At 40.7% G+C, this 21,013-nt stretch carries 24 protein-coding genes; 18 read left to right on the forward strand and 6 right to left on the reverse strand.

The features are described from left to right. Window positions 1-5: 5 nt before the first annotated feature. The 17 genes from rplF (at window position 6) to ispH (ending at window position 12,772) form a co-directional block, all read left to right on the forward strand. The gene (gene rplF, locus B9T19_RS00875; RefSeq protein WP_094566731.1) at window positions 6-542 is read left to right on the forward strand and encodes a 50S ribosomal protein L6; all 537 of its coding nucleotides are present in this window, start codon (window positions 6-8) and stop codon (window positions 540-542) included. Window positions 543-551: 9 nt separating this feature from the next. After that, the gene (rplR, locus tag B9T19_RS00880) at window positions 552-905 is read left to right on the forward strand and encodes a 50S ribosomal protein L18 (RefSeq protein ID WP_094566732.1); all 354 of its coding nucleotides are present in this window, start codon (window positions 552-554) and stop codon (window positions 903-905) included. A gap of 16 nt (window positions 906-921) precedes the next feature. Further along, on the forward strand, window positions 922-1,440 hold the full coding sequence (gene rpsE / locus B9T19_RS00885) for a 30S ribosomal protein S5 (RefSeq protein ID WP_094566733.1): 519 nt from the start codon (window positions 922-924) through the stop codon (window positions 1,438-1,440). 3 nt (window positions 1,441-1,443) lie between these two features. Continuing rightward, window positions 1,444-1,623, forward strand: coding sequence for a 50S ribosomal protein L30 (gene rpmD, locus B9T19_RS00890; protein ID WP_094566734.1), 180 nt, complete (start codon window positions 1,444-1,446; stop codon window positions 1,621-1,623). 18 nt (window positions 1,624-1,641) lie between these two features. Beyond that, complete coding sequence (gene rplO / locus B9T19_RS00895; protein WP_094566735.1) at window positions 1,642-2,076, forward strand: 50S ribosomal protein L15; 435 nt, start codon at window positions 1,642-1,644, stop codon at window positions 2,074-2,076. Between the two features lie 2 nt (window positions 2,077-2,078). Next, window positions 2,079-3,503 carry a preprotein translocase subunit SecY gene (gene secY, locus B9T19_RS00900; RefSeq protein ID WP_094566736.1) on the forward strand — a complete coding sequence of 475 codons (1,425 nt, stop codon included), beginning with the start codon at window positions 2,079-2,081 and terminating at the stop codon, window positions 3,501-3,503. 21 nt (window positions 3,504-3,524) lie between these two features. Next, window positions 3,525-3,638, forward strand: coding sequence for a 50S ribosomal protein L36 (gene rpmJ, locus B9T19_RS00905; RefSeq protein WP_094566737.1), 114 nt, complete (start codon window positions 3,525-3,527; stop codon window positions 3,636-3,638). 68 nt (window positions 3,639-3,706) lie between these two features. Then, complete coding sequence (rpsM, locus tag B9T19_RS00910) at window positions 3,707-4,060, forward strand: 30S ribosomal protein S13 (RefSeq protein WP_094566738.1); 354 nt, start codon at window positions 3,707-3,709, stop codon at window positions 4,058-4,060. Window positions 4,061-4,080: 20 nt separating this feature from the next. Further along, window positions 4,081-4,470: a 30S ribosomal protein S11 gene (gene rpsK / locus B9T19_RS00915; RefSeq protein ID WP_094566739.1), complete on the forward strand. Its 390-nt coding sequence runs from the start codon at window positions 4,081-4,083 to the stop codon at window positions 4,468-4,470. Between the two features lie 28 nt (window positions 4,471-4,498). Next, window positions 4,499-5,119: a 30S ribosomal protein S4 gene (gene rpsD, locus B9T19_RS00920; RefSeq protein WP_094566740.1), complete on the forward strand. Its 621-nt coding sequence runs from the start codon at window positions 4,499-4,501 to the stop codon at window positions 5,117-5,119. A gap of 60 nt (window positions 5,120-5,179) precedes the next feature. Further along, window positions 5,180-6,184: a DNA-directed RNA polymerase subunit alpha gene (gene rpoA, locus B9T19_RS00925; protein WP_094566741.1), complete on the forward strand. Its 1,005-nt coding sequence runs from the start codon at window positions 5,180-5,182 to the stop codon at window positions 6,182-6,184. A gap of 28 nt (window positions 6,185-6,212) precedes the next feature. Beyond that, entirely contained in the window at window positions 6,213-6,599 is a 387-nt protein-coding gene (gene rplQ / locus B9T19_RS00930) for a 50S ribosomal protein L17 (protein ID WP_094566742.1), read from the forward strand. Window positions 6,600-6,662: 63 nt separating this feature from the next. Next, entirely contained in the window at window positions 6,663-7,604 is a 942-nt protein-coding gene (ribF, locus tag B9T19_RS00935; protein ID WP_094566743.1) for a bifunctional riboflavin kinase/FAD synthetase, read from the forward strand. 90 nt (window positions 7,605-7,694) lie between these two features. Beyond that, window positions 7,695-10,475, forward strand: coding sequence for an isoleucine--tRNA ligase (gene ileS, locus B9T19_RS00940; protein WP_233146787.1), 2,781 nt, complete (start codon window positions 7,695-7,697; stop codon window positions 10,473-10,475). After that, window positions 10,468-10,989 carry a signal peptidase II gene (gene lspA / locus B9T19_RS00945; protein ID WP_094566745.1) on the forward strand — a complete coding sequence of 174 codons (522 nt, stop codon included), beginning with the start codon at window positions 10,468-10,470 and terminating at the stop codon, window positions 10,987-10,989. The genes ileS and lspA overlap by 8 nt, the downstream gene beginning before the upstream one ends. A gap of 168 nt (window positions 10,990-11,157) precedes the next feature. Then, a complete protein-coding gene (locus B9T19_RS00950; RefSeq protein ID WP_094566746.1) occupies window positions 11,158-11,814 on the forward strand; it encodes a carbonic anhydrase in 657 nt (218 codons plus the stop codon). After that, window positions 11,807-12,772 carry a 4-hydroxy-3-methylbut-2-enyl diphosphate reductase gene (gene ispH / locus B9T19_RS00955; protein ID WP_094566747.1) on the forward strand — a complete coding sequence of 322 codons (966 nt, stop codon included), beginning with the start codon at window positions 11,807-11,809 and terminating at the stop codon, window positions 12,770-12,772. Before B9T19_RS00950 ends, ispH begins: the two co-directional genes overlap by 8 nt. Before the next feature lie 238 nt (window positions 12,773-13,010). On the opposite strand, the gene ilvA is transcribed toward ispH, so the two are convergent. Together ilvA and B9T19_RS00965 are read right to left on the reverse strand one after the other, a co-directional pair. After that, on the reverse strand, window positions 13,011-14,522 hold the full coding sequence (ilvA, locus tag B9T19_RS00960) for a threonine ammonia-lyase, biosynthetic (RefSeq protein ID WP_094566748.1): 1,512 nt from the start codon (window positions 14,520-14,522) through the stop codon (window positions 13,011-13,013). A 260-nt stretch (window positions 14,523-14,782) separates the two neighbouring features. Beyond that, entirely contained in the window at window positions 14,783-15,655 is an 873-nt protein-coding gene (locus B9T19_RS00965; RefSeq protein WP_094566749.1) for an adenylyltransferase/cytidyltransferase family protein, read from the reverse strand. A 217-nt stretch (window positions 15,656-15,872) separates the two neighbouring features. Between B9T19_RS00965 and cls the strand changes: the two genes are divergently transcribed. Further along, window positions 15,873-17,357: a cardiolipin synthase gene (cls, locus tag B9T19_RS00970; protein ID WP_094566750.1), complete on the forward strand. Its 1,485-nt coding sequence runs from the start codon at window positions 15,873-15,875 to the stop codon at window positions 17,355-17,357. A 141-nt stretch (window positions 17,358-17,498) separates the two neighbouring features. Here cls and B9T19_RS00975 read toward each other — a convergent pair whose 3' ends face one another. The 4 genes from B9T19_RS00975 to B9T19_RS00990 form a co-directional block, all read right to left on the reverse strand. Beyond that, a complete protein-coding gene (locus B9T19_RS00975; protein ID WP_143436838.1) occupies window positions 17,499-18,440 on the reverse strand; it encodes an NUDIX hydrolase family protein in 942 nt (313 codons plus the stop codon). A gap of 125 nt (window positions 18,441-18,565) precedes the next feature. After that, entirely contained in the window at window positions 18,566-19,165 is a 600-nt protein-coding gene (locus B9T19_RS00980) for an ABC-type transport auxiliary lipoprotein family protein (RefSeq protein WP_094566752.1), read from the reverse strand. A gap of 121 nt (window positions 19,166-19,286) precedes the next feature. After that, a complete protein-coding gene (locus tag B9T19_RS00985; protein WP_094566753.1) occupies window positions 19,287-20,210 on the reverse strand; it encodes an MlaD family protein in 924 nt (307 codons plus the stop codon). Then, window positions 20,194-21,012 (reverse strand): ABC transporter ATP-binding protein, encoded by an 819-nt coding sequence (locus tag B9T19_RS00990; RefSeq protein ID WP_233146752.1) that lies wholly within the window; start codon window positions 21,010-21,012, stop codon window positions 20,194-20,196. The genes B9T19_RS00985 and B9T19_RS00990 overlap by 17 nt, the downstream gene beginning before the upstream one ends. Window position 21,013: the final 1 nt, after the last annotated feature.

Raw genomic sequence — 21,013 nt, forward strand, 5'->3', positions numbered from 1 at the left:
TTAGGATGTCACGTGTAGCTAAACAGAATATTACTGTTCCAGCGGGTGTTGAAATCACAATCTCTGGAAATAATGTAAAAGCAAAAGGTCCTAAGGGTGAGAATAGTCTTCAACTTCATTCATCTGTAGGGATTAAACAAGAAGGTTCGGAATTAGTAATCGTACCTGATTTAGAGCAGAGCAAAGGTAGTTACGCAATTGCAGGAACAATGCGTTCTTTAGTAAGTAACTTAGTTATCGGTGTTTCTGAAGGTTTCGAAAGAAAGCTTATCTTAAATGGTGTTGGATATCGTGCTGCAGCACAAGGTTCAAACTTGAATCTTACACTCGGTTTCTCACATCCAATCGTTCACGCTATGCCAGAGGGTGTTACTTGTGAAACTCCTACACAAACAGAAGTTGTGATTAAGGGTGTTGATAAGCAAGTAGTTGGTCAAGTTGCGGCTAAAATCAGAGCCTACAGACCGCCTGAGCCATATAAAGGTAAAGGCGTTCGTTATTCAGATGAAGTTGTTTCATTGAAAGAAGTTAAGAAGAAATAGGTGAGAACGATGAAAAAAAGAGACGCAAGATACAGAAGAAGCCTTAAAGCTCGTATCAAAATGAGAGAGTTGATGGTTGATCGTTTAACCGTACATAGAACTCCTCGTCATATCTATGCACAAGTAATTAGTGGTACAGATAATAAAGTATTAGCTGCGAGCTCAACACTTGTAGCAGATGTTAAATCTCAGATCAAAAATGGTGGTAACGTTGATGCCGCTGCTGTAGTTGGTAAAGATATCGCTGCAAAAGCGAAAGCAGCTGGTGTAACTAATGTTGCATTTGATCGCTCTGGATTTAAATATCATGGCCGCGTTAAAGCTCTAGCGGATGCAGCTAGAGAAGCTGGATTAGAGTTTTAATAAGGAAGGAAATTAAATGACTACAAAAGTTGAAAATCAAAATGCAGCAGTAGCTGCAGATGGTTACCAAGAGAAGCTTGTTACAGTAAATCGTGTATCTAAGACAGTAAAGGGTGGTAGACAATTTGCTTTTGCTGCACTTACTGTAGTGGGTGATGGTAATGGTAAAGTGGGTTACGGTTACGCGAAAGCAAAAGAAGTGCCAGTTGCAATCAAAAAATCGATTGAGCAAGCTAAACGTAATATCAAGACAGTTTCCTTAAATGGTGGTACACTGCAATACTCTGTAACAGGTGTTCATAATGCGGCTCGTGTCTATATGCAGCCTGCATCTGAAGGTACAGGAGTAATCGCAGGTGGTGCGATGCGTGCAGTGTTCGAAGTAGCTGGTGTAAAAGATGTACTTGCTAAATGTCAGAACTCACGTAACCCTGTAAACGTTGTGCAAGCAACAATTAAAGGTTTAGCTGCAATGCAAACTCCAGAAGAGATTGCTGCAAAACGTGGCAAATCTGTTGAGGAGATAAGAGGGTAAGTCATGACACAGAAAACTGTAAAAGTAACGCTTGTAAAGAGTACTAATAGCCGACTTCAATCACATCGTGATTGTGTAAAAGGTTTAGGTTTACGTCGTCTTCATCATACAGTAGAGGTTGCTGCCACTCCTGAAAATATGGGGATGATTAATAAAGTAGCTTACTTGCTTAAAGTTGAGTAGTTGGGGATAGGTAAACAAATGAAATTAAATACATTAAAACCTGCGTTTGGTAGTAAAACTAACCCAAAACGTGTAGGCCGTGGTTGTGGTTCTGGCTTAGGTAAGACAGCGGGTCGTGGTCATAAAGGTCAACACTCTAGGTCAGGTGGCTACCATAAAGTAGGGTTCGAAGGTGGACAACAACCTTTACAAAGAAGATTACCAAAAGTGGGTTTCAATTCACAAATTGGTTTGGTGACTGCAGAGGTACCATTATCAGCACTTAATAAAGTAGAGGGTAATGAGATCACTATGGCATCACTTATTGAGAGCAATATTCTTCCAGCGAAATATGAGCGCGCAAAAGTTATGCTTTCTGGTGAGATCAATAGAGCGGTCACCTTAAAAGGTATTCGTGTTACTAAAGGGGCTAAAGCGGCTATTGAGGCTGCAGGCGGCTCTGTTGAAGAGTAAATATGCAAAGAAATCAAGTAGGGGCTAATAACCTCGGACGTTTTTCAGGACTCTTGTCAAGACTATGGTTTTTAGTCTTGGCATTAGTAGTCTATAGAATTGGGGTCTATATTACACTGCCAGGTATTGATGCTGTTACGCTTTCAGAGGTAATGGATCAACAAGGGCAACAAGGTGGTATATCTGCAATGATTAATCTCTTCTCAGGTGGTGCATTTGAGAAGATGTCTGTGTTTATGCTAGGTGTAATGCCGTATATTACAGCTTCGATTGTTATTCAGATGTTATCTGTAGTGTATGCTCCTCTCGAACAACTCAAAAAAGAGGGTGAGACAGGGCGTCGTAAGATGACTCAGTACACTCGCTATATGACTATTGCTTTCGGGGTTGTGCAGGGGATTGTTTATTCAATCGCGATCATGAATGGTGGATTTGTAAATGCCGAATTGGTAGTTATACCGCCAGTCCTATTCGTTACACTTTCAACGCTAACACTCGTAACAGGAACAATGTTCCTCGTTTGGTTGGGTGAGCAGATTACAGAAAGAGGTATCGGTAATGGTATTTCAATGATCATCTTTGCAAGCATTCTAATGGGCGTGCCTTCATCGGTTGCGTTCCTATTTGAGACTGCTACCACACAAGGTGGTGCAATGTGGTTGTTATTAGTTGTTCTATTCTTGCTTGTATTGGCTGTAATTTTTGTAATTGTCTTTATTGAGCGTGGTCAGCGCCGTATTACAATTCAATATGCAAGAAGACAGCAAGGTAGAATGATGACGGTTGGTAATCAAACTAACCATCTGCCATTAAAACTCAATATGTCGGGAGTTATACCGGCAATCTTCGGTTCTGCGTTCCTATCCTTTGTTTACACCATTAGTACCGGTTTAAGCAAAGTTAATGTGCCAGAATTGACTGACGCGGATACAGGGCTTTGGGGGAGCTTTAGCTATTATGTATCCTTGACACTTAATAAGCTCGGATTTTACGGAGTGAAGTATTTCTCTATAGGTCAGCCTGCATATATGATATTATTTGCGGCACTTATAATCTTCTTCTGTTTCTTCTACACTGCATTGCAGTTCAACTCTAAAGAGACAGCAGAAAACTTAAAGAGAAATGGTGGTTTTATACCTGGCATTCGCCCTGGAATTCATACATCGCAATATTTAGATAGAGTATTAACTCGAATCACTTTATGGGGTTCGCTCTATATTACAATCATCTGTCTATTGCCTGAATTCTTTAATGGTATAAGTCCTGTACAAATGTACTTCGGTGGAACCTCGATCCTGATTGCTGTTGTAGTCGTAATGGATTTAGTGACACAAATTCAAGCATTATTAATGTCTCAGCAGTATGAGTCTTTAATGAAAAAAGCAAATATTAGTTCAGCATTGAATGGTACCCCACCAAACTTTTAGTAAAATATATTGGAGTTAAGAATGAAAGTAAGAGCGTCAGTTAAGAAAATTTGTCGCAAATGTAAGATTGTTAAACGCGCTGGTGTTGTACGTGTTATCTGTGAAGATGGACGTCATAAACAACGCCAAGGTTAATAGTATTGAGTAATTTTAATTTATCAGGTAGAATGCTCTGCTTGATATAATATTAGGATAGGATTTATATGGCACGTATAGCAGGTATTAATATACCAGTAGCAAAGCATGTGATTATTTCACTGCAATCAATTTATGGTGTTGGTCCAACTCGTGCGGCAGCAATCTGTGCAGCGGCAAATGTTGACCCAACGACAAAAGTAAAAGACTTAACAGATGAGCAAGTTGATGCACTACGAGCTCAAGTTGGTGAATATACTGTAGAAGGTGATTTGCGTCGCGAAGTATCATTAAACATTAAGCGTTTAATGGATCTCGGATGCTATCGTGGTATTCGTCATCGTCGTAGTTTACCTTTAAGAGGACAGCGGACTAAAACTAATGCACGTACTCGTAAAGGTCCAAGAAGACTTGTTAAATAATTTGTTAGGGAAAATGTAAAATGGCAAAACCTTCAGTAAAAACGCGTAAGCGCGTTAAAAGAAGTGTTGTTGACGGTATCGCACATGTTCAAGCATCATTCAACAACACAATCGTGACTATCTCTGATCGTCAAGGAAATGTACTTTCATGGGCAACTGCTGGTGGCTCAGGCTTCCGTGGTTCAAGAAAGTCTACTCCATTCGCAGCTCAAGTAGCAGCAGAAAGAGCTGGTACAGTAGCGCAAGAATATGGTCTTAAAAATTTAGACGTAAATATCAGCGGACCTGGTCCAGGACGTGATTCAGCAGTTCGTGCACTTAACGCGATTGGCTACAAAATCACAAGTATTTCTGACGTAACTCCCATTCCACACAATGGTTGCCGTCCGCCGAAAAAGCGCAGAGTATAATATAAATTTTTAAGGAGTATAGATAGTCATGGCACGTTATATTGGCCCAAAATGTAAATTAGCAAGACGTGAAGGCACAGATCTCCACTTGAAATCTGGCGCACGTTCTTTCGAATCTAAATGTAAACATGACAGAGCACCTGGACAGCATGGTGCAAAACCAGGTCGCACATCTGACTACGGTTTACAGTTACGTGAAAAACAGAAGTTAAAAAGAATGTATGGATTGTTAGAGAAACAATTCCATCTTTACTATAAAGAAGCAGATCGTCGTAAAGGTTCTACAGGTGAGAATCTTTTAGAGATCCTTGAGTGCCGTTTAGATAACGTTGTTTATCGTATGGGCTTTGCTTCTACTCGTGCAGAAGCACGTCAGTTAGTAAGTCATAATTCAATTTTAGTAAATGGTGAGAAGGTTAATATCCCTTCATATCAGCTGAAAGCAAGTGATGTAGTTGCTATTCGTGAGCGTTCTAAAAAGCAAGCAAGAATTGCATATGCAATGGAATTAGCAGAAGCAAATGGCCTAGTTGATTGGGTTTCGGTTGATAAAACAAAAATGGAAGGCGAGTTCAAGCGTGTTCCTGAGCGTTCAGATTTACCAGCAGATATTAACGAGTCATTAGTAGTAGAGTTGTACTCAAAATAATAAGCATATTGGTATTTTTTCGTTCCTTCTTATTATTTTAGATCAATCGGGTAAGTACATATGGCTTTAAATGAGTTGTTAACTCCACGTATAGTGGAGATCAAAACCGACGAAAATCACTTCTCTGAAATATCGCTAGAGCCTCTTGAGAGGGGCTTTGCGCATACTTTAGGGAATGCATTACGTCGTATTCTGCTATCTTCGATGCCAGGTGCAGCGATTACAGAATGTGAAATTGATGGCGTTTCAAAAGAGTACTCTGCAATTCCAGGGATGCATGAAGATGTTATCGATCTTCTGCAAAACCTTAAAGGTATTGCAATTACTCTTCACGATGCCCCTGAAGCATATATCTCATTAGATATTCAGGGTCCGTGTGTGGTAACAGCAGGAAATCTTGAAGTTCCACATAATATTGAAATTGTTAATCCTGAACATGTAATTGCGAACCTTACTTCGAGTGGTTCCTTAAAAATGCGCATGAAGGTAGAAAGTGGTCGCGGTTATAGTACTGCGGCAAACCGTGAAACCGAAGCGGGTGATAGTTCTACTATTTCACTTGGCCTCTTCAAGTTAGATACGACATTTAGTCCTGTAAATCGCGTAAGTTATCGTGTAGAAACGGCTCGTGTTGAACAGCGTACTGACTTAGATAGACTCGTTATTGCGTTAGAAACTAATGGAACTTTAGATCCAGAGCAAGCAATTCGTAATGCAGCAACGATCCTTCATGAGCAGTTAAATGTCTTTGTAGATCTTAAACCAATGCCGGAAGAAGAACCTGTAGAGGAAGAGCCAGCATTTGAGATAGATCCTACATTATTAAGACCTGTTGATGATTTAGAGTTAACAGTTCGTTCTGCGAATTGTCTAAAAGCAGAGAGTGTATATTACATCGGTGATTTGATTCAGAAAACAGAAACAGAGTTACTCAAAACGCCTAATCTTGGTAAAAAATCATTAACAGAAATTAAAGATGTGTTGGCGCAATATGGTTTATCTTTAGGTATGACTTTAGATAATTGGCCACCGCCTAACTTAGATACCTCTAAGCCACCAGCATAATTTAATTATTTGAATAGGAAGTATAAAAATGCGTCATCGTAAAGCAGGTCGTGCATTTAGTCGCACATCAGCACATAGAAAAGCAATGTTCAAAAATATGTCTGTATCTATTCTTGAGCATGAAATTATTAAGACTACACTCCCGAAAGCAAAAGAGCTTCGTCGTGAAGTAGAACCATTAATTACACTTGCTAAAGTTGATACGGTAGCTAACCGTCGTAAAGCTTTCGCAATCTTAAGATCACGTGAAATGGTGACTAAACTTTTTGAAGTTTATGGTCCACTTTTCAAAGATCGTAATGGTGGTTATCTCCGTATTTTGAAGTGTGGTTTCCGCCCTGGAGATAATGCTCCAATGGCTTATGTTGAATTTGTTGAGCGTCCAGCTAAAGCAAATGAAGCTGATGCCAGCTAAATCATAAATTATTTATTAGCCGGTTATTCTTATAGCCGGCTTTTTTATTTAACGGTCGAAAAGATGAAATTTTTCTTTTATCGAGACTCTCGTGTTATTCCGGATGCACCACGAATTGTTACGATTGGGGCTTTTGATGGAATACATTTAGGTCATCAAAAATTATTGCATAAGGTGAATGCGCTACAGGCTAAAAATCCTGATGCAAAGCGAACATTAGTGACGTTTGAGCCACTTCCTCATGAGTTCTTTTTGAAAGAGAATTCGCCGGCACGAATTATGTCGCTAAAAGAGAAATTAGCTTACCTTAAAAAGAGTCAATTAGTTGATGAGGTGATTATCCTGCCCTTCACTGAACGCTTGCGGGAAGAGTCTCCAGATCACTTTATTGACCATTTTTTAGTAGATCAGCTCAATATTAAGGGAATCGTGATTGGTGCTGATTTTCGTTTTGGTGCGAAAGCGGCAGGATCTTTTGAAGATCTTTCAGCGGCTGGGCAAAAATATGGCTTTGAAGTTGTTCAGGAAGATTACTACTTTATTGGTGGCGTACGTGTCTCCTCGACCTTGGTTCGTGAGGCTCTGGCAGTTTCAAACTTTAATCAAGCGGAGCTCTATTTAGGTCGACCATATCAGATTATGAGTCGTGTCGTTTATGGAAATCAGCTCGCTAGAAAGCTCGGAACAGCGACGATCAATCTGCCATTAAAACGCTTTAAGCCCCCCTTTACCGGGGTGTATAATGTAGAAGCCACTCTCTGTCGAACTCAGGAGAAGTTGAAAGGCGTTGCCAATATTGGTTATCGGCCTACAGTTGATGGCATAAAACCTAATTTAGAAGTACACTTACATGATATCAACCGTAACTTATATGGTGAGACATTTAGTGTTGGATTTCTCTCTAAAATTAGGGATGAGAAACGATTTGAAAGTATTGAAGCATTAAAGGCGCAGATCTTATTAGATGCGGAGGCTTCAAGAGATTATTTTAATCTTCAAAAGTAGGATGTGAACGTGAGTAAAGCAAAAAGAATCGAAGAGAAGAATGACAATATATACCGGGATACCTTAAATCTTCCGGAAACGGATTTTGCGATGAGAGGGAATCTTCCAAAGCGGGAACCTGAGTTTATTGAGTATTGGGATAAGATCGATCTCTACCATAAACAACGGGAGATCTTCAAAGGAAAGCCGAAATTTATTCTTCATGATGGACCTCCTTATGCAAATGGTGCGATCCATTTAGGGCATGCAGTTAACAAGATCTTAAAAGATATTATTGTTAAATCTAGAGGGCAATTAGGTTTCGATTCTCCTTATGTTCAAGGTTGGGATTGTCATGGTCTTCCTATTGAATTAGTTGTTGAGAAGAGTTATGGCAAAGTGGGCGATAAATTGACCCCTGCCGAGTTTAGAGCTAAGTGCCGTGAATTTGCAAAGAGTCAAATTGCGATTCAGGCAGATGGATTTAAGCGTTTAGGGGTACTCTCTTATGAAGAGAAGCCTTATTTGACGATGAATCAAGATGCAGAAGCCGATATTGTTTTAGCTCTAAAAGAGATTGTTAAAAAAGGTCATTTAGAGAAAGGGGCTAGACCTGTAAACTGGTGTCTCGACTGCGGTTCCTCATTAGCGGAAGCTGAAGTAGAGTATGCGGATAAAGTCTCTTATAGTATCGATGTTAAATTCCCATTAGTGGATGTTGCTGCTTTCGGTGAGAAGATTGGTCAGTCATTAGATGGGGAAGTTGCTGTTGTTATCTGGACAACCACGCCTTGGACGCTCCCAGGAAATGCAGCAGTCTCTGTTAATAGTGATTTTATCTATGCTTTAGTTGATAAAGCGGGTGATAAGCTTCTAGTTGCTAAAGATCTTGTTGAAGAGCTTGAAAAAAGCTGGGATTGTCAATTACCGATACTCGCTGAATTTGAAGGAGCACTATTAGAGAATCTTTTAGTGAGACATCCTATTGAAGAGGATCGAACTGTACCCTTGATTTTAGGGGATCACGTCACTCTCGATGCGGGAACTGGATTTGTTCATACAGCGCCGGCACATGGTGAGGAGGACTATGCTGTTGCCCTTGAGTATGGGGTTGAGTTTGAAAATCCTGTATTAGGTGATGGTACCTATATTGCTACAGTTCCCCATTTTGGTGGGAAAAATATTCGTGGCATTGAACCAGAAATGATTCAATTCTTAACGGAGAAAGGGATCTTAATTCATAGTGGTAAGATTACCCATAGCTATGCTCACTGCTGGCGCCATAAAACACCAACAATCTACCGCGCAACACCACAATGGTTTATCAGTATGGATAAGCAAGGTTTGCGTCAAGAAGTTCTCGATCAGATCGATCAAGTACAATTTATTCCGACATGGGGTAGAGAGCGTCTTTATGGCATGATAGAAGGGCGTGGTGATTGGTGTATCTCTCGTCAACGCTATTGGGGTGTGCCGATTCCTTTCTTCTTACATAAAGAGACAGGGGAACTCCATCCTGAGACCGATCGTTTGATGGAAGAGGTTGCGACAAGAATTCGTAAAGATGGTTTAGAAGCATGGTTTAGTGCTTCTGTTGAAGATTATCTTCCAGCAGAAGAGGCAGCGCTCTACCAGAAAAATAGAGATACATTAGATGTCTGGTTTGACTCTGGAACAACACATTTTAGCGTTTTAGCGCGTCGACCTGAATTGAGCTATCCGGCAGATCTCTATCTCGAAGGATCGGATCAGCATCGTGGTTGGTTTAACTCTTCAATTATCACCTCTGTTGCAATTAATGGTGTTGCCCCTTATCGAGCATTATTGACCCATGGATTTACGGTAGATGCGAAAGGCCGTAAGATGTCTAAGTCTTTAGGTAATGGTGTTGAGCCAGCTGATGTGATCGATAAAATGGGCGCAGATGTTCTTCGTCTTTGGGTCTCCTCAACAGATTATCGTGGAGAAATTCCGGTATCAGATGAGATCTTAAAGAGAACTTCTGAAACTTATCGCCGTATTCGTAATACCGTTCGTTTCCTCTTAGCGAATACTAATGAATTTGATCTTGAGACAAATGGCTTAAGTTTCGAAGAAATGCTTCCGCTTGATCGCTGGATTGTTGCAAGAGCACTAGAGATTCAAGAAGAGATTAAAGAAGCATATCTTGATTACTCCTTCCACAATGTCTATCAGAAGCTACAATATTTCTGCTCAATCGATTTAGGAAGTTTCTATCTCGATATCATTAAAGATCGACAATATACCGCAGCTAAAGAATCTATTGCGAGACGTTCAGCACAAACTGCGCTCTATCATGTGTTAGAAGCTCTAGTTCGCTGGATGGCACCGATCCTTACCTTTACTGCAGAAGAGGTTTGGTTAGCGATGCGTGATCGTGGTAATGAGCGTTTAGAGTCGGTCTTCTTAACGGAATTCTATGATGGATTGATGCCACTATCTGAATCAGACCCATTCAATACAGCATATTGGAACCGTTTATTAGCTATTCGTGGAGAAGCTTCGAAAGTGATCGAAGGATTACGATCTGAAGGTAAAGTAGGTTCTTCATTACAGACAAAGATTATAATTTATGCAAGTGATGCATTAGCGACAGATATCGCACGTCTTGAAGATGAGTTGCGTTTTGTTCTTCTCTCTTCATATGCTGATGTTAAGCCTCTCTCTGAAGCGCCTGAATCGCTCGAAGAGCACTCTTTAGAGGGTGAAAGCTTTGCAGTAGATGTTGAAGTATTAGGGGATGATTATCAGAAGTGTGTAAGATGTTGGCATCATCGTGAAGAGGTGGGTAAAAATAGCGAACATCCGCTTCTTTGTGATCGCTGTATTGAGAATCTATCACCGGAAGGGGAAGAGCGTCACTATGCGTAATTCATCTCATCAAGAGAAGCCAGTGAATATCTATTTCTGGACGATCTTTGTGATGGCCGGTGTTCTTCTTGATTTTGGAACTAAATATGCCGCAGAGCACCTCTTATTGTACGGGGAGAGTATCCCCGTCTTTAAGGGACTCAGTTGGACATTAGTCTATAATCCTGGATCAGCTTTTAGTTTTTTAGCAGATCAGGGAGGCTGGCAGAGATGGTTTTTTGTTGCGATTACAGTTGTGATCTCTCTGATTCTCTTTTTTTGGATTAAGCGTACCCCATCTTCGGAAAAGCTTTTAAGATTTGGCTTAGCTGCTGTATTAGTGGGCGCAATTGGCAATCTTATTGATCGGGTAGTTTTAGGGCATGTTGTCGATTTTATTCATGTCTATTTCAATGATTGGCACTTTCCCATCTTTAATGTCGCAGATATCTTTGTTACTACGGGAGTTGCCTTTATCCTTCTCTCCTCATTAACGGAGAAGCGGCGGCAACGTGAGGATGAGTCAATTCGTTGATTCTTGAAAGTAGTGTCACCCATAACAGTCACTCTTCACCTCTAATGAGTGGTGGTGAATGAGATTGAATGGGTGTGACACTTAATAGATGAAGTAAGAAGTGAAGTGTATTGCCGTAACTCCTTTGTGAGTGCGGTCTGTTAAGGTGCTAGTAGATAGGATAAAACTATGGCAGATGATAAATCAACACTAGAGAAGATCTTAGAGCATAACCGTGAGTTTGTTGACTCGAAAGAGTATGATCATCTCTGTACTGATAAGTATCCCAATAAAGAGCTTGCAATTTTGACTTGTATGGATGCACGAATTGTGGAGCTTCTTCCTAAGGCGATGGGGATTCGTAATGGGGATGCTAAGATTATTAAGAATGCCGGCGCGCTAATTAGCCATCCATGGGGTGCAGTTATGCGCAGCCTTTTAGTGGCGGCACTTGAGTTTAATGTTAAAGAAATTATGGTGGTTGGCCATACTGACTGTGGTATGCGGGGATTTGATCCAGAACATCTTCTTGGCAAAGCCCGTAAATTTGGTATCACAGATGGAACAATTACAACATTGAGAAATGCCGGTATTGATCTTGATGGTTGGTTGCGAGGGTTTGATAATGTCGGCGATAGCGTTCGTTATACGGTCGATCAGATTCGCAATCATCCTTTAATGCCGGGGCGAGTTGTGGTTCATGGTTTAGTAATTCACCCCACAACAGGAAAATTGCATACTGTTGTTAATGGTTATGTCGAGAATGTTAATCTGCTTGAAACACCTAGTGGTGCAGCGAGTAATACTGCAAATAATAGTAATTTAGTAGAAGAGAATAATGACTAAGAAGATATTTTTAGCCAATCCCCGCGGATTTTGTGCGGGTGTGGATCGTGCCATTAGCATTGTTGAGCGAGCGCTCGATCTTTTTGGCGCTCCCATCTATGTTCGTCATGAGGTTGTTCACAATAAATATGTGGTCGATAGCCTGAAAGATCGTGGAGCAATCTTTGTGGATGAGCTTGATGAAGTTCCAGATGGAAAGATTGTTATTTTTTCTGCCCATGGCGTTTCAAAAGCTGTACAAGATAATGCTAAAGAGCGCGGACTTGAGGTATTCGATGCAACTTGTCCACTCGTGACGAAGGTCCATTTAGAGGTATCTCGTTTTGCGAAAGATGCAATGGATACTGTATTAATAGGTCATGCTGGACATCCTGAGGTGATTGGGACAATGGGGCAGTTTGATTCTCGATATGGTGGGGAGATCCATCTTATCGAAGATCTAGAGGATGCTGATCAGTTAACCGTTAAAGATCCTTCAAAGATTGCTTATGTAACGCAGACAACGCTCTCTTTAGACGACACATCACAAATTATTGATCGTTTGCGGGAACGTTTTCCGGAGATTCAAGGTCCTAAAAAGAGTGATATCTGTTACGCAACTCAAAATCGTCAAGATGCAGTCAAAACTTTAGCAGAGAATTGCACTCTGATTCTTGTTGTTGGTTCTAAGAATAGTTCTAACTCTAATCGCCTGCGGGAGCTTGCGGAAAAAGAGGGTGCTAAAAGTTATCTGATCGACAGAGCAACAGATATTGATCTCGATTGGTTAGATGGGCATCTCAATATAGGCGTTACTGCCGGAGCCTCAGCGCCCGATATCTTAGTGCAAGAGGTGATTACCTTTTTGCAAGAGAAGCGAGATTATCAATTAGTCGGCAATATGCCGGGAATTGAGGAGAATATCGTTTTTCCGCTACCTCGTCTTCTTCGTCCTTCTGAGGATGAGTCAAAGGCTTGATACTAAAGTAGAGTGTAGTAATTGTAATAGTAGCAATAGTAGCAGTAGTAGCAATAGTTGTAATCAAAGAGCGGTTATAAGTATTCGGTTATAAATATTAAATAGCATAAAACCGAAATCATTTTAGAACTGTCATTCCTAATGATTTCGGTTTTTTATTGAGTGAAGCTGGGATAGTTATTCACAACGCACTTCACTATGGTCGTTAACTATCGTAGTTAATCATTTTTACTGCCATTTAAAGAAAGAGCTTGAAGGCAGGGTTTTCATTCTCATCTTCAAATTGATAGCCTAATTCATCGAGGAATGCTTGGAAAGAGCCATCCTGAAGATCTTTTTCAGGCACCTGCATGCCGATAAGAACGCGACCATAATCTGAGCCATGATTGCGATAGTGGAAAAGACTAATATTCCATCGTCCCGCAAGCATTGATAGAAATTGTAAAAGAGCTCCAGGTCTTTCAGGAAACTCAAAGCGGAAGAGTCGCTCATTCTCTGCATCTGCTTTTCCACCAACCATATGGCGAATATGGAGTTTTGCCATCTCATTATCACTCAGATCGACCACATCTAACTGATGGCTCTGAAGTCTCTCTAAAATCTGCTGTTTCTCTTCATCGCCACGGCTCAGTTGTAAACCTACAAAGATAACTGCTTCAGAAGGATTACCATAACGGTAATTAAATTCGGTAATACTACGTTTGCCGATTAGATTGATAAAGTTTTGAAAACTACCGGGAGATTCAGGGATTTTTACGGCAATAAGCGCCTCATTTCTTTCCCCTAACTCTGCCCTTTCTGCGACATATCGAAGTCGATCAAAGTTGATATTTGCACCGCTGAGGATGCCGGCAACATTCTTAAAACCGGCATTGGGATTTGCTTGAAGATATTTTTTAATTCCGGCGACACTCAGCGCTCCTGAGGGTTCGCTTAGGGCGCGTGTATTGTTGAAGATATCTTTCATGGCGGCACAGAGTTCATCAGTTGAGACAGTAATAATCTCATCGACATATTTTTGGCACAGCTCGAAAGTCTTTTCTCCCACTAATTTAACGGCCGTTCCATCGGCAAAAGTCCCAACTTGTGGAAGGTTGATCCGCTTTCCACTCTCTAAAGAGACCTTCATTGAGGCTGACTCTTCAGGTTCTACACCAATAATTTTACAATTAGGGGCAATAAATTTCACATAAGCAGCAACGCCGGCGATCAGGCCGCCGCCACCAACCGGGATAAAGATCGCATCGAGGTCCGGTTTTTGATCGAGCATCTCTTTACCGATTGTTCCTTGTCCTGAGATCACGGCAAGATCATCGAAAGGATGAATAAAGCTCTTCCCCTCGATTTCTGAAAGATGGAGGGCGTGTGCATAAGCTTCATCAAAGTTATTGCCATGGAGAATTACATTTGCGCCCATTTCACGACATGCATTCACCTTAAGAAGCGGCGCGGAAGTTGGCATGACAATGGTTGTATCAAGCTTGAGGTGGAGGCCACTGAGCGCAACTCCTTGAGCATGATTGCCAGCTGATGCACAGACAACCCCCTTTGCTTTCTCTTCATCACTCAGTTGGAAAATTCGATTAAATGCACCTCTAATTTTGAAGGAGAAGATCGGTTGTAGATCTTCTCTTTTAAGCCAAATGTCACATTTTAATTGTTGGCTGAGAAGGTAGAGATGGTCCAATTGCGTATTTTTTGCAACATCGTAGACACGGGCCGATAAAATATCCCGGATTAATGAATTCATGAGTGTGTAACCTTTGTTCTTATAAGATGCGCTAGAAGAGGCAGAGCAAGTCTATCGATGTTATGGCTCTTACCTGATCTATTTAAAGCGTGACTGATCTTTTAGGGAGCGGGTCGTTTAATCAACTCCCTATTTTGATCCCCCTTGATTATTTAGTTTCGTCTCCTTTTAAAAAGGGTATAAAAAAGAAACTAAGATTACAGAATGCCTTAGCAAGATTGAGGAATCAAGTATTAGTTGTAACTATTCTTAAAGGCATATTATTTGGGTTTGGGTGCACTATTTTGTGTTCGTGAATTATTGATAAAATGGTTGATAAAGTGACATATATCTCTAAATTGCGCTTCTAAAGAGGCGGTTGTAAGGTGGTAGGAGGGAATAGGCGCCTGAAAGTGATCTAGTACCCTTTGGGTAATTTCGGCAATAAAAGATTCAGAACCGATCGCTAAAGAGATCGACTCTCTCCTCTTTTGTGCTTGCGCTAATATTTTTGGGATTTCTTTGGGCGTCGCTACGATAAATTCTACCTTTGATGTTGTTTGATCATTGCCAGTAGGCTCTACCATCTCAAAGAGGGTTGTAATGGGAAGAGTCAAAGGGTGGTCATTTTCTAGAAGAATTCTTTGGCGAAAAAAGGGACGAATAATTGTTGGGATAAAGTGCCAATTTCCGATAGGATTCTCTCGAATGGCTGTTGCCGAGATAGGGAAAAGATCTCGAGGGGGGTCGATTAATGTTACCGGAAGTTGAAAGAGCGCTTCATACTGCATCTTATCTTGAGGCTCACTACTAAAGATTAAGGTGGGCTTGATATTGAGTTTTTTTAGATGAGATTTGAGTCGGTCGCTCCAAGCTTCCCAGCCATTAGGGTAGGAGGGAATACCATCCTCATTAAAATCATATAGAAAGATTCCAGGAATACCTTTAAGGCAATCTTTTGCCCAGTTGAGGCGATCTTTAATAGTTGGGGCTGTTGTAAAAGCACTTGCTTGATACAGGGCCTCATCCCGATCAGTTTCGCTACAGACAAAGATGTGAAGCTGATCCACCATCAACTTAGCAGAGAGAATCATACTAATATGACCTTGATGAAGTGGGTAGAATTTTCCGACAATAAGACCGATCTTTTTCATATTTTTTATAAGGGATAGAGGGATTATCTAATAATGATGGAAGGATTATGTGAAAGGAAGGATTATCAAAAATTATAGTAATTTTATAACAAGTTGAACATGCTATAATATCATGCCTTTAGATGTGACGATGATAGAGAGACAATTCTCTATCATAACTCTCCCTAATAGGGTTGAGAATTGATCTATTTCCCGCTTTCTTTTAGAGAATATTTGCATGATAACATCGATTTTAACAGGTAGTTTTTTATGGGCAGGGAGTCTTATTACTCTGTTGCTCTATATCGTCTTTATTTTAGCGGTATGTGTCAAAATTATTATGGATAATACGAGTGCCAGTAAAACATTGGGCTATCTCGTTTTGATTGTATTTTTACCGCTTTTTGGTGTGATTCTCTATCTCTCATTAGGGGTCAATTATCGTAATAAGGCGATGTACGATAAAAAGCTTGAATATAATGATGATCTAAAAGATAAGATTTATGAATATACCAAACATATTGAGAATAACCCTCAAGCAATCGATAACCCTGTTATTGAGCAATTTAAGCGATTAGCTCACTCAGTTTCAACGGAAGATATCCATTGGATGAGCCTCAATAATGATGTGAAGCTCTTAAAAAATGGGGAAAATAAGTATCCGGAAGTTTTAAAGGAGATCGCTGCGGCAAAAGAGACCATTCATATTGAGTACTATATTGTCCGAAATGATGGAATTGGTAATCAGATTAAAGATCTCTTGATTAAAAAAGCGAAAGAGGGTGTTAAAGTCCGTTTTATCTATGATGATTTTGGCAGTAAAAAGATTCGAGGGCAATTTGCACAGGAGATGCGAGACGCAGGTATCGAAGTTTATGCTTTTAGAAAACTGCTCTTTATCTTCTGGGCTAATCGGGTCAATTATCGTAATCACCGTAAAATTATTGTGATTGATGGACGCGTAGGGTTTGTCGGTGGAATCAATATCGGAGATGATTATATTAATGTGCCGGGAAGCGGTAAGCCGATATTGCGAGATATGCATGTACGCCTTGAAGGTTATAGTTGCTATGCATTGCAACATATTTTTTTATCAGATTGGAATTTCTGTGCAAAGCAGAAGATTGAACCTAATGCGCAACTTTTCCCAGTGGATTTACGGGAAGAGCAGGGTAAAACAGCGGTGCAAATTGTGGCAAGTGGGCCCGATTCCCCTGAGCCTTATATTATGAATTCGATCATTCAGGCAATTGCATTAGCGAAGAAAGAGGTACTTATTACGACTCCCTACTTTATTCCAACAGAGCAGATCTTAACGATGCTAAAGATTGCGGCAAGAAGCCAGGTAAAAGTAAAACTCTTAGTGCCGGAACGAACCAATTCACTCTTAGTTCGAATGGCGAGTCGAGCGCTCTATCTTGATCTATTACGTGCCGGCGTTGAGATCTATCATTATCAAAAGGGCTTGATCCATGCGAAGACGAGTGTTTATGATCGGAGTTTAGCGATGATCGGAACGGCAAATATGGATATTAGAAGCTTTGATCTCAACTTTGAAGTGAATGCCATAATGTATGATCGAGAATTTGCCGAGAAGATGACAGCACAATATTATGAGGATCTTGAAAGTTCTGTTCAGGTGACTCTCGAAGAGTGGGAGAAGCGTCCTAAATATAAGATTTTTGCCGATAAAGTGGTCTATTTAGCGTCATCTCTACTCTAATTCTGCTGATTTTAAGTAGCTACTCCTTAGCCTATCCCAAGGGCTATGGGCTATAATCGCAACAGTTACAGTTATCCGAATTAGGCTAATTAGCCTAATTCGGATAAGTAGAATAACTAGATTCCGCTATAACAGATCCTGTTATAGCAAAGAGGAAGGCGAAAGATTTAATCGTTTTGATAGATATTGCTGTTCTGTCGAGGAGAGCTGTGTTAATTGATGTCTAAGGAGAAAATGGAGTGTGACTAACCCACTATTAGGTTTAAATTTTTCGCCATCGAGAAGAGCCACCATCACCTCTTCTGAGGTGAGTGCATGAAATGCTTCCACTTCACCATCATTAATTTGAGGCTCAAAAGAGGGAGGGATGGGGAGATCAAAGATAAAGATCGATTCATCCCGAATACTCTTATTGTACTCTGTAAGATAGTTAAAAGGGGTAACAAAGGAGAGCGCTTCTGTTGCCGTTTCTGGGATATTGGCTTCCTCCATCGCTTCACGCTTTGCAGTTACAAGTGGAATTTCACCATAACTTAAACCACCTGCTGCAATATTATCGAGCTTATGGGGCTCAATCCGTTTGAGTTTAGAGCGTTGAGCAACCCAGATATGGGAGATTTGATCGCTCTTTTCAGCCTCAACATAGCCATTGATATGAACGCCAAATACTCTAAAGCCTAAGAAAGGGGCAACACCACGTTCTATCGTAAAGAGGGCATTTTGCAGTCGTTCTTTACGGCGATAGACTCCATAGGCCTCATCTCTCCAATTAGTAATAATGCCGGCAAGGCGCAAATCTTCTGAAAAGTTGGCAAGAAACGCATTACGCTCATCAAATGTAGCGCAAATAAATTGGGAGGTAAAGGTGACCGTTGATGTCGCGTGATTCAGCTGAAAGAGCTCCGGATAGTTCGCAATAATGTCGATATTATCTTGATGTATCCAGCCGATAATCTCTTCTTGAAAATAGAGGGGCCAGTAGAGAGAAAAATTGGGTTTTGGGAGATATTTAAAGAGATTTGGGAGCATATTAAATGATGGGGTAAGAGAAGAGCTAATGGGCATTAAGGAGAGAAATCTCAAGAAGATTCCCTAGAATACTTCTTGAGTAATGCCCAAGCCCTCTCACTATTATTTTCTTTTTATTGTTGGATTGAATTGTTAGATCGAATTCTTAGGAATAGATTAAATTTTTCGATCGATCGCAGTTAATAACGACGCAATGTCTGTGTGATATCTGCAGCAAGAGAGTTGGCAATCTTCTGTAATGCACTGTTGTATGCAGCAACCCCCCCTTCTGCATCATAACTTCTGCTCGGTTCTGTAATATTGTAGGTAAAGGTCTTAATAATCTTGTTATTATGATTATTAATGAGGCGTGCTTGAAGTTTTAAGACAACATGATTTTCAGTGGCATTAGGAAAGATCTGATTCATCTCCAATAATGTGATGTCGAGACGATTTTGAGCATTAACACTATTAGGTGCCATAACAACATATTGGAAGAGTGCGCGATTCTCTAAATCTTGAGCAATCAGTGATTGAATCAATTGTGCGGGTGGTGCAATCCAATCACTCTTGGTGTAGCTCTCAATCTCATTCGGTGAGCGACTGTAGGTCATATCGGTTGAGAGGCGACCTAAAGATTTTACTTGCGAGATCATAAGTGAAGGGAGCGATCGATTGCCGGTGTTAACACTATCTTCTGCCGGAGTTAAGGTAAAGCTCTTCTTCGGGGGAGCAGATGCACATCCCACAATGATAAGGGGAAGAGCAAAAAAGAGGATAAGTTTTTGCAAACGCTTCATAAATATTCTCCTGATAGAGGCTTTAAGCCCTTGGAACGGATCGAAAATTAAAGTTAAATTTAGATAGGGTATTTAGATAGGGTGTAGATCGGTAGAAAGTGTTTCTACCGATTCTATGATTTTACTCACCTGGCCCCGGTTGCTGTTTGGGTTTACCTAAGATTAAGGAGTTAGGTGAGGCTTCTAACTCTTGCATAAAGAGAGAGAAGTTGTAGAGTGCGTTCTCTAAGGTTGGCAAGATGGATTGAAGATTACTATTAGTCTCTTCTCCTAAGTTATTCCAAGTCCCTAAAGTAGATTGAGCACTATCTAATGTTTTGTTGACATTAACGGTTGTCTGTTCAAGTTGTTTTGATGCGCCTTGAATCTGTTTAGCAAACTCACCTAAAGCCGCTGCTGCCTCTTTTACTTTCGGCTGAATTGTATCGATTGTATCTGTCGCTTTCTCTGTTAATGTATTGACTTTACCACCAATGCCGGCAAGATCCGCGGTAAATGCATTGGTGTTGCTTAAGATATTGGAGAAGTTATCGATATTTTGTGTTGTTAAAATAGATCCCATCTTTTTAGAGAGCTCAGTGAGCGACTTGGTTATATTATCGAGCGCTTCATCTAGACGGCGCGCAAGGGAAGGACCATTTTGAATTGTGGGAATAGGATCCGCTTTTGTAGGGAGAAGAGCGCCTGCTTGAGGCGTTCCTCCACTTAAGCTGACATTCACAATCCCTGTAATTCCACGATTGATCAGCTCTGCCTTAGTATCTTTTTTAATTGGCGTTCCGACATCGATATTGAGAAAGATCGTCACATAGCGAGGATCTTCGTGGTTAAGCTCAATTTTACTCACTTTTCCGACATTTACGCCACGATAATCGATAGGAGAGTTGGCAGAAAGACCGGCAACCGATTCATTGGTTACAACTTTATACTCAATGGTATTAACCTTTTCAAAGCCATTTGTCAGCCAAATAATGAGCGCAATAAGACATGCGATAAATCCGAGAACAAATGCGCCGACAATAGTGTAATTAAATTTGTGTTCCATGTGCCTCTCCCACTGTGCGTCCACGTGGACCTTGGAAATAGTGTTGAATTAAAGGATTATCATTTTTAACCAGTTCAGCAATGGGCTGATAGGCGATCAGTTTTTTATCACCTAAAAATGCGACCTGATCTGAGATTGCCCAGATCGAATCTAAGTCATGCGTGACCATAACGACGGTTAGGTTGAGTGATTCTTTGAGTTGACGCATCAGATCATCAAACTCAGCTGCAGAGACAGGATCAAGCCCAGCTGTTGGTTCATCTAAAAAGAGTAGTTCCGGATCAAGTGCTAAGGCTCTTGCTAAACTTGCGCGTTTAATCATACCACCCGAGAGATCTTTGGGGAGCAGATTGGCTGCTTGAGGCTTTAAGCCTGATAAGGTGAGCTTCAGCATCGCCACTTCTTCCATCTCTTTACGACTGAGCTTTGTATGTTTTTGTAGTGGCACCATAATATTTTCTAGCACGGTTAGCGAGCTAAAAAGAGCCCCACCCTGAAAGAGCATACCAAAGGTTTGACGTAATTTTTGAGCCTCTTTATGGGTTGATCCCCAAACGGGTTGATTAAAGAGATAAACTTGGCCCTTTGTGGGTTTTTGCAGCATGATGATGCAACGGAGCAGGGTTGTCTTTCCAGAGCCCGATCCGCCTACAAGTGCAACAAGTTCCCCTCTTTTTACCGTCATATTGAGATCTTCATGAACAGAATGGGTTCCGAAGCTGTTATAGATATGTTCTACACGAATCACATCATCATTATTCACCGCTTGAGATTGCGGCATAGCAATTTTAACTTCACTCATC

Origin of the sequence: Ignatzschineria sp. F8392 (assembly GCF_002252045.1) — a bacterium.
GTDB lineage: Bacteria > Pseudomonadota > Gammaproteobacteria > Cardiobacteriales > Wohlfahrtiimonadaceae > Ignatzschineria.

Bases quoted from the DNA above. Each gene is read 5' to 3' on its own strand.
- rplF (WP_094566731.1), top strand. From the start codon at position 6: ATGTCACGTGTAGCTAAACAGAATATTACTGTTCCAGCGGGTGTTGAA.
- rplR (WP_094566732.1), top strand. From the start codon at position 552: ATGAAAAAAAGAGACGCAAGATACAGAAGAAGCCTTAAAGCTCGTATC.
- rpsE (WP_094566733.1), top strand. From the start codon at position 922: ATGACTACAAAAGTTGAAAATCAAAATGCAGCAGTAGCTGCAGATGGT.
- rpmD (WP_094566734.1), top strand. From the start codon at position 1,444: ATGACACAGAAAACTGTAAAAGTAACGCTTGTAAAGAGTACTAATAGC.
- rplO (WP_094566735.1), top strand. From the start codon at position 1,642: ATGAAATTAAATACATTAAAACCTGCGTTTGGTAGTAAAACTAACCCA.
- secY (WP_094566736.1), top strand. From the start codon at position 2,079: ATGCAAAGAAATCAAGTAGGGGCTAATAACCTCGGACGTTTTTCAGGA.
- rpmJ (WP_094566737.1), top strand. From the start codon at position 3,525: ATGAAAGTAAGAGCGTCAGTTAAGAAAATTTGTCGCAAATGTAAGATT.
- rpsM (WP_094566738.1), top strand. From the start codon at position 3,707: ATGGCACGTATAGCAGGTATTAATATACCAGTAGCAAAGCATGTGATT.
- rpsK (WP_094566739.1), top strand. From the start codon at position 4,081: ATGGCAAAACCTTCAGTAAAAACGCGTAAGCGCGTTAAAAGAAGTGTT.
- rpsD (WP_094566740.1), top strand. From the start codon at position 4,499: ATGGCACGTTATATTGGCCCAAAATGTAAATTAGCAAGACGTGAAGGC.
- rpoA (WP_094566741.1), top strand. From the start codon at position 5,180: ATGGCTTTAAATGAGTTGTTAACTCCACGTATAGTGGAGATCAAAACC.
- rplQ (WP_094566742.1), top strand. From the start codon at position 6,213: ATGCGTCATCGTAAAGCAGGTCGTGCATTTAGTCGCACATCAGCACAT.
- ribF (WP_094566743.1), top strand. From the start codon at position 6,663: ATGAAATTTTTCTTTTATCGAGACTCTCGTGTTATTCCGGATGCACCA.
- ileS (WP_233146787.1), top strand. From the start codon at position 7,695: ATGAGAGGGAATCTTCCAAAGCGGGAACCTGAGTTTATTGAGTATTGG.
- lspA (WP_094566745.1), top strand. From the start codon at position 10,468: ATGCGTAATTCATCTCATCAAGAGAAGCCAGTGAATATCTATTTCTGG.
- B9T19_RS00950 (WP_094566746.1), top strand. From the start codon at position 11,158: ATGGCAGATGATAAATCAACACTAGAGAAGATCTTAGAGCATAACCGT.
- ispH (WP_094566747.1), top strand. From the start codon at position 11,807: ATGACTAAGAAGATATTTTTAGCCAATCCCCGCGGATTTTGTGCGGGT.
- ilvA (WP_094566748.1), bottom strand. From the start codon at position 14,522: ATGAATTCATTAATCCGGGATATTTTATCGGCCCGTGTCTACGATGTT.
- B9T19_RS00965 (WP_094566749.1), bottom strand. From the start codon at position 15,655: ATGAAAAAGATCGGTCTTATTGTCGGAAAATTCTACCCACTTCATCAA.
- cls (WP_094566750.1), top strand. From the start codon at position 15,873: ATGATAACATCGATTTTAACAGGTAGTTTTTTATGGGCAGGGAGTCTT.
- B9T19_RS00980 (WP_094566752.1), bottom strand. From the start codon at position 19,165: ATGAAGCGTTTGCAAAAACTTATCCTCTTTTTTGCTCTTCCCCTTATC.
- B9T19_RS00985 (WP_094566753.1), bottom strand. From the start codon at position 20,210: ATGGAACACAAATTTAATTACACTATTGTCGGCGCATTTGTTCTCGGA.
- B9T19_RS00990 (WP_233146752.1), bottom strand. From the start codon at position 21,012: ATGAGTGAAGTTAAAATTGCTATGCCGCAATCTCAAGCGGTGAATAAT.